Annotated in this window: 9 protein-coding genes; 6 read left to right on the top strand and 3 right to left on the bottom strand. The window is 68.7% G+C overall.

The genetic code is table 11. The features are described from left to right. Positions 1-632 precede the first annotated feature (632 nt). A complete protein-coding gene (locus tag QH196_RS27125) occupies positions 633-950 on the bottom strand; it encodes a type VII secretion target (RefSeq protein WP_280418675.1) in 318 nt (105 codons plus the stop codon). 197 nt (positions 951-1,147) lie between these two features. Here QH196_RS27125 and QH196_RS27120 point away from each other — a divergent pair, with 197 nt between their 5' ends. The 4 genes from QH196_RS27120 to QH196_RS27105 all read left to right on the top strand — a co-directional run bounded on the left by QH196_RS27120 (position 1,148) and on the right by QH196_RS27105 (position 6,613). Further along, complete coding sequence (locus QH196_RS27120) at positions 1,148-2,149, top strand: NAD-dependent epimerase/dehydratase family protein (RefSeq protein WP_280418674.1); 1,002 nt, start codon at positions 1,148-1,150, stop codon at positions 2,147-2,149. 31 nt (positions 2,150-2,180) lie between these two features. Continuing rightward, a complete protein-coding gene (locus tag QH196_RS27115; protein ID WP_280418673.1) occupies positions 2,181-3,197 on the top strand; it encodes an Rv2578c family radical SAM protein in 1,017 nt (338 codons plus the stop codon). 372 nt (positions 3,198-3,569) lie between these two features. Beyond that, positions 3,570-5,531 (top strand): 2-oxoacid:acceptor oxidoreductase subunit alpha, encoded by a 1,962-nt coding sequence (locus QH196_RS27110; RefSeq protein WP_280418672.1) that lies wholly within the window; start codon positions 3,570-3,572, stop codon positions 5,529-5,531. Then, entirely contained in the window at positions 5,528-6,613 is a 1,086-nt protein-coding gene (locus tag QH196_RS27105) for a 2-oxoacid:ferredoxin oxidoreductase subunit beta (protein ID WP_280418671.1), read from the top strand. Before QH196_RS27110 ends, QH196_RS27105 begins: the two co-directional genes overlap by 4 nt. Positions 6,614-7,059: 446 nt before the next feature. Here QH196_RS27105 and QH196_RS27100 read toward each other — a convergent pair whose 3' ends face one another. Further along, positions 7,060-7,704 (bottom strand): hypothetical protein, encoded by a 645-nt coding sequence (locus QH196_RS27100; RefSeq protein WP_280418670.1) that lies wholly within the window; start codon positions 7,702-7,704, stop codon positions 7,060-7,062. 42 nt (positions 7,705-7,746) lie between these two features. Next, positions 7,747-9,012: a histidine--tRNA ligase gene (gene hisS, locus QH196_RS27095; RefSeq protein WP_280418669.1), complete on the bottom strand. Its 1,266-nt coding sequence runs from the start codon at positions 9,010-9,012 to the stop codon at positions 7,747-7,749. 191 nt (positions 9,013-9,203) lie between these two features. Between hisS and QH196_RS27090 the strand changes: the two genes are divergently transcribed. Together QH196_RS27090 and QH196_RS27085 are read left to right on the top strand one after the other, a co-directional pair. Then, positions 9,204-10,085 carry a peptidylprolyl isomerase gene (locus tag QH196_RS27090; protein WP_280418668.1) on the top strand — a complete coding sequence of 294 codons (882 nt, stop codon included), beginning with the start codon at positions 9,204-9,206 and terminating at the stop codon, positions 10,083-10,085. 306 nt (positions 10,086-10,391) lie between these two features. Further along, positions 10,392-10,988: a hypothetical protein gene (locus QH196_RS27085; protein WP_280418667.1), complete on the top strand. Its 597-nt coding sequence runs from the start codon at positions 10,392-10,394 to the stop codon at positions 10,986-10,988. Positions 10,989-11,160: the final 172 nt, after the last annotated feature.

Genomic DNA, 11,160 nt, shown 5'->3' with positions numbered 1-11,160 from the left:
GGCCGCGGCGGCCGCCGGTGTGGGGACCCCCCCCCGCCCCGGCCCCGGGGTTGCCCCCCCCGCGGCCCCCCCCATTACCCCCCCCCCCGGTTTTTGGCGGCGCAACCGGGCCCCCCCGGCCGGGCGGCCCCGTTCCCCCCGCCCCCCACCGGGGGGGGGGTTAATGGGGGGGCCCCCGGGGGGGGCCCCCCCGGGGCCCGCGCGGGGGGGGGCCCCCACACCGGCGGCCGCCGCGGCCTGGCCGAGGAGACCCTGAGCCGTATCCAGCACAGGGGCGGCCGCCTGGTTCACAACGCCCAGCACATGACCGGCCTGCGCGGATACATCTTCGACAGCGCCGGACAGGATGTCCTGGGCCTCCGGTGCCCCACCCGTGAGCCCGGAAAGTCCCGGCATACCGGCCGTTGCGGGACCGTCCTCGGAAATGCGCTGGGAAAGCACGAATTCCGGCGATTCGGCCGGCGCCTCCCCTTCCGGAAGCTGAGCCAGCGGAACATCCTGGATCGCCGCGCCGGGGTCCGGGGCGGACGCCGGGGCCGCCGTCACGGGGGTATCGGCGGGCGCGACGGGAACGGCATGCTGCAACTCGGGAGCGATAAGGCCCGCGGTACCCGCACCGTTGTCGAGCGGTTTCACAGCGCGCCCCCCGCCGTACCGAGCGCGCCGGCGGTGCCGTCGTCGGTGAGGTCGTAGTTGAGCGCGGAGGAGAACGCGGCCTGCGACAGGTGCTGATACTTCGCCGCGAGATCGTTGATATCGCGGGTTTGCAGCACCTGCGCGGCGGCGAACATGGCCAGATAGTCGGCGCCGATCAGACCGAACACCGGCGTCAGCGCGGCGATATTGCGCAGGGCGTCGATATTGGCGACACCGGCGATCTCGGTGCCGATGCCGGCGTTCGTGGTACCGAAAACCCGCAGCGCTTCGGTTTCCACCGAGGTATTACTCATCGGGCTCCCCCCTGATTCATCGTGAACATCATCGCCACCGCGTGAAACTTCTCGTGTGCCACAACGACACGTGCCCCTGCGGCATCAAATGGTTGCCGCCCGAATATAGCCCAACCCGGCGGTCCCGGACGAGACCGCGCCCCGCCGCAAAACTAGAACAGGTTGCAAATTAGAACGAGTTCTATATTGTCGTCCGCATGAAGGTCGCAGTGACCGGCGCAGCCGGCTACCTGGGTACGAATCTGCTCCCGCTGCTCGCCGAGCGCGGTGACGAGATCACCGCCATCGATCGGGTGCCCCCCCGGCAATCCGCCGCGGCGAACGTCACCTGGGTGAGCGCCGATGTCCTGGATCCGGCCTCCATGCGCGCCGCCCTCGACGGCGCCGAAGTGGTGTACCACCTGGTCGCGGTGATCACCCTGGCCGACAAGAACGACCTCGCCTGGCGGGTGAACACCGAGGGCGTACGCGTGGTCGCCGAGGCCGCCCACGCGGTCGGTGTCCGGCGGTTCGTGCACGCGAGTTCGATCCATGCCTTCGACCAGTACAGCTGCGGCGGCTCGATCGACGAGACCACCCTGCGCTCCACCGACACCGATCTCCCCGTCTACGACCGGTCCAAATGGGCCGGCGAGATCGAACTCCGCAAGGTGATCGAGTCCGGCCTGGACGCGGTGCTCTGCAACCCCACCGGCGTATTCGGTCCCGCCGACCACGGAACTCCGCTTTCCCGGATCAACCGCTACCTGCGCGATGCAGCCCGGGGCCGTATCCCCGCCATGATCGACGGCGGTTTCGACCTGGTGGACGTCCGGGATGTGGCGCGCGGCCTGATCCTCGCCGGTGAACACGGCCGCACCGGAGAGAACTACCTAATCGGCGGCGAGATGATCTCCATGCTCGACCTCTGCCGGATGGCCGCCCGGCACGGCGGCAAGAAGGGGCCCCGCTTCTCCATCTCGCCCAAACTCGTCTCGGGCCTCATTCCGGTGATGGAGCCGATCGGCAAACGCCTGGGCACCGATGTCGTCTCCAAGGCCGCACTCGGCGCACTGGTTTCGGCGCCGCTGGTCGACCACGGTAAAGCCACCCGTGAACTGGGATATCAGCCCCGGCCGATCGACGACACCGTGCGCGATCTGGTGGCCTTCTTCGCCGACCCGCACGCCCCGCTCCCGGATTTCACCCCGACTGCTTGACAGTAGTTAGAACGCGTGTTCGACTGGTCGCGTGCGGTGGCAGAACCAGACCCTGGACGCCGACGACGGCGCACTGCCCGGCCTCGGCCGGGCCGGGTTCGCCCGCACCGTACAGACTCCCGATTTCGAGGGCATCACCTTTCACGAGGTGCTCTGCAAGAGCGCGCTGAACAAGGTTCCCGACGAATCGAATCTGCCGTTCCGGTGGACGATCAACCCGATGCGCGGGTGTTCGCATGCCTGCCGTTACTGCTTCGCGCGGGGGTCGCACGAATACCTGGAACTCGATGCCGGAACGGATTTCGACACCCAGATCGTGGTGAAGACGAATATCGCGGCGGTACTGCGGCGCGAACTGACCCGGCGCTCCTGGCATCGGGAGCGGGTCGCGCTGGGTACCAATACCGATCCCTACCAGCGGGCCGAGGGCCGATACCGGTTGATGCCCGGAATCATCAGGGCCCTCACCGATTCCGGTACACCGTTCTCGATTCTCACCAAAGGCAGCCTGCTGCACCGGGATCTGCCGCTGCTGAGCCTGGCCGCACGCGAGGTCGGCGTGCATATCGGGATCTCGCTGGCCCTGCTGGATCCGGAGTTACAGCGCGGCCTGGAACCCGGCACCCCCACACCGCGGGCTCGCCTGGATCTGGTACGCGCCTGCGGTGACGCCGGTTTCGCGGTCGATGTGATGGTGGCGCCGGTGATTCCGTACCTCACCGACGGCCGGGCCCAGCTCGACGAACTGTTCGGCGAACTCGCCGCGGCCGGCGCGGGGTCGGCGGTGGTCATTCCCCTGCATCTGCGCGGAAGTACGCGTGGCTGGTTCCTCGGCTGGCTCGCCGAACACCATCCGGCACTCCTGCGCCGATACCGGCAGCTCTACCGGCGGGGTGCGACGGTAGCGCCCGAATACGCATCGTGGCTGCGGGAGCGGGTCGATCCACTGTTGCGCGAGCACGGCCTGCGCCCGGAGGAACCGCGCCCCGCCGAGATCCGTCCGGCACCGGAACCCGCCGATACGCCGCAGCTGGAGCTGTTCGCCTGAGTACCCGCACGCGAGGTTCGGCCGCCGGTGCCGGCTTCCAGGACACATCGCAGAACGTGTTGTGAAGGCCTTGCTCGCGCCTGCGTGTTGTTGTCGCGCGGCGAATTCCTATGCGGTGGCGTGAGGCCCCGCCAGATAACAGACCGGACACCAGTCCGGTCCTATGTCTCGACGTAACGGCCGTGCAACAGACTTCAGAACAAGCCCGCTAGCTGCAGTTTTGCCTCACCGGGCGGCCGGCCGACGTTTCCGGACCGCCCCGCCGGACCGCGCCCGCGGCGCACCGGACGCACACTTTCCCGGCGCGGCGACCCCCGGCAGGGGTAGGTTGGCGGCTGGTAGCTCATTTCGACGAGGAAGTGAAGCACGCGTATGGTTTCGCACCCCGACAACATCGCCCCGTCCGATGCCGCACCGGCCGAAAATACCTCCGGCGCAGCGGTACTGGATCGCGTCGTCATCCGGTTCGCGGGCGATTCCGGTGACGGTATGCAGCTCACCGGTGACCGGTTCACCCATGAGGCGGCCGCGTTCGGCAACGATCTGGCCACCCAGCCCAACTTCCCGGCCGAGATCCGGGCCCCGCAGGGCACCCTTCCGGGTGTGTCGTCGTTCCAGATCCAGATCGCCGACCACGATATTCTCACCGCCGGCGATCAGCCGGATGTGCTGGTCGCGATGAATCCCGCGGCACTGAAGGCCAATCTGGCCGAGTTACCGCGCGGCGGCACCCTCATCGTCAACACCGACGAATTCACCAAACGAAACCTCACCAAGGTCGGCTACACCGCCGATCCGCTGGCCGGCGAGGACCTCGCGGATTTCGTCGTGCACCGGGTCGCCATGACCTCTCTGACTTTGGCCGCGACCGAATCCGCCGGTGTCGGCAAGAAGGACGGCCAGCGGGCGAAGAATATGTTTGCCCTCGGCCTGCTGTCCTGGATGTACGGGCGGCCGATCGGCGGGACCGAGCAGTTCCTGCGGGAGAAGTTCGCGAAGCAGCCGGAAATCGCCGAGGCCAATATCCTCGCCTTCCGGGCCGGCTGGAATTACGGCGAAACCACCGAGGCCTTCGCCACCACCTACCGGGTCGCCCCGGCCGCCCTGCCCGCGGGCACCTACCGGCAGATCACCGGGAATACCGCCCTGGCCTACGGCCTGATCACCGCCGGGTCGCTGGCGGGGACCCCGCTGTTCCTCGGCACCTACCCGATCACACCGGCCTCCGACATCCTGCACGAGCTGAGCAAGCACAAGAATTTCGGTGTCACCACCTTCCAGGCCGAGGACGAGATCGCCGGGATCGGCGCCGCCCTGGGCGCCGCGATCGGCGGTGCACTCGGGGTGACCAGCACGTCGGGGCCCGGTCTGGCGCTCAAGAGCGAAACCATCGGACTCGCGGTGATGACCGAACTACCGCTGGTGATCGTCGACGTCCAGCGCGGTGGCCCGTCCACCGGTTTGCCGACCAAAACCGAACAAGCCGATCTGCTGCAGGCCCTCTACGGCCGCAACGGCGAATCCCCGGTCGCGGTGCTGGCGCCACGTTCGCCGGCCGACTGTTTCGCCACGGCCGTGGAGGCGGCCCGGATCGCCCTCACCTATCGGACGCCCGTTCTCCTGCTGTCCGACGGGGCGATAGCCAACGGGTCCGAGCCGTGGGCCATCCCCGCGGTGGACGAACTAGAACCGATCGACCCGGCGTTCGAGCCCGCGGGCGACGGTGATTTCCAGCCCTATGCCCGCGACCCGGAAACCCTTGCCCGCCCCTTGGCGGTACCGGGGACCGCGGGCCGGGCGCACCGGATCGGTGGCCTGGAGAAGGCCGACGGCAGCGGTGACATCTCCTACGACCCGGCCAACCACGAACTGATGGTGCGGCTGCGCCAGGCCAAGATCGACGGTATCTCGGCACCGCCCGCCGAGGTCGACGACCCGGACGGCGCGGCGCGGGTTCTGCTCGTCGGCTGGGGCAGCTCCTACGGGCCGATCGGCGAGGCCTGCCGCCGAGTCCGCCGCCGCGGGGCGCGGGTCGCCCAGCTGCATCTACGCCATCTCAATCCGCTACCGCCCGACCTCGGCGAGGTCCTGCGCCGCTACGACACCGTGGTGGCGCCGGAGATGAACGGCGGGCAGCTGGCCTGGCTGCTGCGGGCCAAGTATCTGGTGGACGTGCAACCATGGACAAAGGTGGCGGGAACGGCATTCTCCGCCCAGGAACTGGTCGGCGTGATCGACGCGGCACTGGACGGCACACTGGCCGAACTGGAGCAGAGCAAGGCGTTCACCGCCCGAGCTCGAGCGACCTATCGGAGGAACGGGGGCGCAGCATGACCATCATCGATACCTCGCCGACCGGGGCGGACCTCGGCATCACACCGGTCTCGGGAGTGACCGGCGTACCGGCCGCAGACGGCCCGCAGAAGGCCAAGGACTACACCTCCGATCAGGAAGTGCGCTGGTGCCCCGGCTGCGGTGACTACGTCATCCTCGCCACGGTGCGCGGTTTCCTGGCCGAACTCGGCCTGCGCCGGGAAAACCTGATGTTCGTCTCCGGGATCGGCTGCTCCAGCCGATTCCCCTACTATCTCGACGCCTACGGGATCCATTCGATCCACGGCCGGGCCCCGGCCATCGCCACCGGGCTGGCGGTGACCCGCCCGGATCTGTCGGTCTGGGTGGTCACCGGGGACGGCGACGCCCTCTCCATCGGCGGAAACCACTTGATCCACGCCCTGCGCCGCAATGTGAACATGACGATCCTGCTGTTCAACAACCGGATCTACGGTCTCACCAAGGGGCAGTACTCCCCCACGTCCGAAGCGGGCAAGGTCACCAAATCGACCCCCATGGGCTCGGTCGATCACCCGTTCAATACGCTGTCGGTCGCTCTCGGCGCGGAAGCGACCTTCGCCGCCCGCGCATTGGACTCCGATCGCGCGGGGCTCACCGAGGTGCTGCGCGCCGCCGCGGAACACCGCGGTACCTCGTTCGTGGAGATCCTGCAGGACTGCCCGATCTTCAACGACGGTTCCTTCGATGTGCTGCGCCGCGGCGACAGCGAATCCCGACTCATCCCGCTCCGGCACGGCGAACCCCTGCGCTTCGGCGCCGAGGGCGAATATGCCGTGGTACAGCGTGGTTTCGGGCTCGCCGTAGCACCGACGGCGGACGTCGCGGAGGACGATATCGTCGTCCACGACGCCCACCGCGACGATCCCGAGTACGCCTATGCCCTGTCGCGCCTGTCCGACCAGGATCTCGGCCACGTGGTCACCGGTATCTTCCGGGCCGTCCGGCGACCGACCTACGACGACGGCGTCCGGGCACAAACCACCGCGGCACAGGAAAAGAACCCGGCCGGCCCCGATGCGCTGCAGCGTCTGCTCACCGGGTCGGAGACCTGGACGGTCTGACCGACGCAGTCGCCCCTCCCCTGCTCCGGGCCGGCCCGGAGCCACCGGATCGGCGCCGCCCGGGAACTGCTCGGCGAAATGGCGGGCATACCCGGCGTTGTCTGGGAGATGGCGGCGCCCAGCGCCGCAGTGACACCGGCACCCCAGCCGGTCGGCCGCCGCCCCCGCTTCGCCGTGTCGCGGGTGAGCCGTACCGGAGCGTTCGTTCCCGGCGACGCCGCGAACTGCGGATGGACGGGCGCTGTCTGATCGCCGCGTCACCGGCGTCCGGATACCTCACGATTGCGCAGTCGACGGAGGTAGTGGTTGCATTTTCAGGCCGAGCGGCGGTCGAAAGATATCGGTGTCGGGGTCGTAGCCGGGCTGCCCCTTGCGTCGTGCCTTCGGCGCCGTCCCGGCCTCCGCGTGCGCACGCATCCCAAGGCGACTCACCGGCAATCACCCGTTCAGTACAGGGCGGCGATCTCCTGGTCGGTGAGGACGATCGGGGCGACATAGTCCTTGGTACGCGCCGCGGCGACCGCCCGGTACAGCGGGCGCTCCGCAAGCGCGGCATCGCGGGCTTCGGCGCGTAACTGGTGGACCAACAGGTCGGCGACCGCGAGACCGGCGGCGAGCTCGCTGCGGGACAGGGCGTCGGCGAGCCGGCGCAGGCCCAGGATATGCAGTTCCCGGCCACTGCCCGCGTCGGTGTACATGGCCAGCGGTACCAGCTGGCGGTCCGGGCCCGCCGTGAGCCGCAGGAGCACGCGGCTGAGGCGGCCGGGGTGGACCAGCAGTTCGACACCGGTCACGGCGGGTACCCGCAGCTGCCGGGTCCGCCACAGCGTGCGCGCGTACAGCGTGTTCCCGGCCAGCCACAGGCGGCGCCGCCGGACCGCCAGGACGTACCCGGCGGCCGGCACGGCCACCACGAGCGCCGCCACCACCCCGGTGACCGGTTCCAGGAACACTCCGGCCACCAGCCCCACGATCAGGGCCAGGCATATCGCGACGAGCACCAACCGGCGCAGGACAGGCGCGTACATCTCGGGTGCTACCAGGTCCAGCCCGATTCGCTGGTCGGCATCGGGTGGGGGCGAATCGGTCACGGCGGCGCTTTTCGGTCCGGGAGCAGGGTCGCCCGCAGAGTACTACGACCGGTCGGACAAGGTGGTGACGATCTCCGCCAACGGGATCTGCCGCTGGTCGCCCGTGCGCATATCCTTCAGCCCGATGGTCTGCTCGGCCAGATCACGGTCGCCGAGGACCAGCGTGTAGCGGGCACCCGACCGGTCGGCGGCCTTCATGGCCCCCTTGACCCCGCGGTCGCCATAAACCAGATCGACGCTGATACCGGCGGCCCGGAGTTCACCGGCCAATACCACCATCCGCTGTTTCGCGGCGTCCCCGAGCGGCACCCCGAAGACCTCACAGCGTGCCGGATCGGCCGCGCCGACCCCCTCGGCGGCCAGCGCCAGAACGGTACGGTCCACTCCGAGCCCGAAGCCGATACCGGACAGCGCCTGCCCGCCCAGCTCCGCCATCAGACCGTCGTAGCGGCCGCCGCCGCCGATCCCGGATTGCGCGCCCAGGCCGTCGTGCACGAATTCGAAGGTCGTCTTCGTGTAGTAGTCCAGGCCGCGCACCATCCGCGGATTCAGCACATACGGCACGCCGAGCGCGTCGAGGTGGGCGAGAACCCGGTCGAAGTGGTTCTTCGCCGATTCGGACAGATGATCGAGCATCAGCGGCGCACCGGCGGTCATCTCACGCACCTCGGGTCGCTTGTCGTCGAGTACGCGCAGCGGGTTGATCTCGGCGCGACGGCGGGTCTCGGCGTCGAGGTCGAGACCGAACAGGAATTCCTGGAGCCGCTCGCGGTACTGCGGGCGGCAGGTCTCGTCGCCGAGCGAGGTGATCTCGAGCCGGAACCCGGTGAGGCCGAGACTGCGGAACCCGGCGTCGGCGACCGCGATGACTTCGGCGTCCAGCGCGGGATCGTCGACGCCGATGGCTTCCACCCCGACCTGCTGCAACTGCCGGTAGCGGCCCTTCTGGGGGCGTTCGTAGCGGAAGAACGGGCCCGCGTAGCTCAGTTTCACCGGCAGCTGACCGCGGTCGAGGCCGTGTTCGATCACCGCGCGCATCACCCCGGCGGTACCTTCCGGCCGCAGGGTCACGCTGCGCTCGCTACGGTCGGAGAAGGTGAACATCTCCTTGCTCACCACATCGGTGGATTCACCGACACCGCGCGCGAACAGTTCGGTGTCCTCGAAGATCGGCAGCTCGATATGCCCGTATCCGGCGAGTCGGGCGGCGCGGAGCAGGCCGTCGCGTACCGCGACGAACTCGGCCGAGCCGGGCGGGACATAATCCGGCACCCCCTTCGGGGCGGAGAAGCTGCTGGTCTTGGTCACGGTGAACCAGTTTCCCCCACCCGCCCCGGTCGAGTCCAACCGGTTACGGCCGGACGGGGGTGCCTAGCGGGGAGTCTCGGGGCGATATCCGGGGACGCACAGCTGGAGATGGCAGACTCTAGCCCGGAACCAACAGACCAGAAGCGACCGGCCGGGCCCGGGCCCGGCCGCCGCACGGGAGGAACGTGGTAGTGCCGAGCAACGAACAGCGCCGAGCGGCGGCGAAACGCAAGCTGGAACGACAGCTCGCCAACCGGGCCGAACGCGCGCGCAAGCGTAAGCAACTCACCATCGCCGGATCCGCGCTCGGTGTCGTCGTGGTGATCGCCGCGGTGACCGGTGTGTATTTCCTGACCCGCGGTGGGGACGACGCCGATAACGCCGCCTCGCAGACGCCCGACGCCTCGCTGTCCAGCACGCCGGGCGCCGCACCACCGCCGCCCGCGGCCGCGAAACCGGCCAGTGTGAATTGTGTCTACAACGACACCCCCGAGCCGGCGGCCAAACCGGTGGAGAAGCCGCGCACGGAGGGTATCCAGACCGGCGGCGACAACGCGACGCTGAGCCTCAGCGTGGACACCAACCACGGCCCGCTCGGGCTCACGCTGAACAATGCCGAATCGCCGTGCACCGTGAACAGTTTTGCCAGCCTGGCGGGTCAGGGCTATTTCGACGGTACGGACTGCCACCGTCTCACTCAGGGCGAGGGCCTGAAGGTATTGCAATGTGGTGATCCGACCGGTACCGGTACCGGCGGCCCGGGCTATCAGTTCGACAACGAATACCCCACCGACCAGTACCCGCCGGAGGATCCGGCCCTGTCGGAGCCGATCAGCTACAAGCGCGGCGTGCTGGCCATGGCGAATGCCGGACCGGGCACCAACGGTAGCCAGTTCTTCATCGTCTACGGCGATTCGATGCTGCCGCCGAACTACACGATCTTCGGTACGGTCGACGAGGCGGGCCTGGCCACGCTGGACACCATCGCCGGGATCGGCCAGGACGAATCCAACGGTCCGGGCGACGGCAAACCGAACCAGCCGGTAACGCTGAATTCGGTACGGATCGACTGAAATCGACGGGCCGGTTCGCCCCCGCAGTGATCCCGTAGATATATGCTGGTCGACGACAGGTAGTACAGACTGTGCCCCTGTTTCTCGGGTAATCTCGAAAGTGGGAGTGCGCGTGACCATGTCGCGCTCATCGGTCGCCGTTCGGGCCGGTGCGCTGCCGGCGGGATCTTCCGGCGAATGTTTCCGGAGGGCGGATTCCGGCGGACCGTTCGCGGGTCGGGTGGCGAATCCCGATCCGCCCGGCGGCCCCGCTGCCACCGGGCACCATGAACACCCATAGTGACCACCGCAGTATCGGGAGCAGCCATGTCCGAGGATATCGACGATATCGGCCGGGAAACCGCGGCCATGATGAAGACGATGTTGCAGATCGCGACCCTCGTCGCGCTGAAAACCCGGGAACGCGGCCAGCGTGAGGCCGAGGCCCGCGTGAAGCTCACCGAGGCCCGGGTGAAAGAGGCCCGGGAGCTGCAGATCCGGGAGGCACGCGATGCCAAGTCCAAGGATCCACGCAACCTCGCATTGGCCCAGACCATTTCACGGGCGTCGGCCGAGGTGAAACCGGGCTCCTCCGTCCCGCAACGGGAAACGAGCGGTTATCGCGGGGTGCAACTGGAAAAGGACCGCGTCACGCTGGAACGGTTCGCCGACAGATCCGAGCAGGTGACCGGGGCCGCGACGGCGGTGAGCTACGACTCGGTGGAGCGCCGGGCGGCATTGGCCGCACATCTGTCCAGGATCGGGATCGCCCCGGAACTCGCGGCAGCCCGGATGCTGGTCGAGGTGGGCCAGGCCGGACCGGCCAGCGAAGCGGCCCGCAACCGCCCGGACCGGACGCCCGCAGTCCAGCGGGCCCGGGAGCAGGAGCTCAGCCGCAGCCGCGGGCTGGAACGGAGCCGGTAACCGGCTCCGGCGATACGCGGCGGGGTTTGCACTCCCGCACCCGATCGGTACTACGAGAAAACGCCCGTCACCGACGGGCGTTTTCTCGTACGGTACGACCTGTCACCGTCGTGGGTGCGGTATTTTGGTTGCACCCGCAGGCGCGGATTACCCCGCCCGGTGGCCCCCCGTT

The sequence above is a fragment of the Nocardia carnea genome (genome assembly GCF_029868325.1).
GTDB lineage: Bacteria > Actinomycetota > Actinomycetes > Mycobacteriales > Mycobacteriaceae > Nocardia > Nocardia carnea_C.
This window is presented reverse-complemented; position numbering and strand designations above follow the sequence as displayed.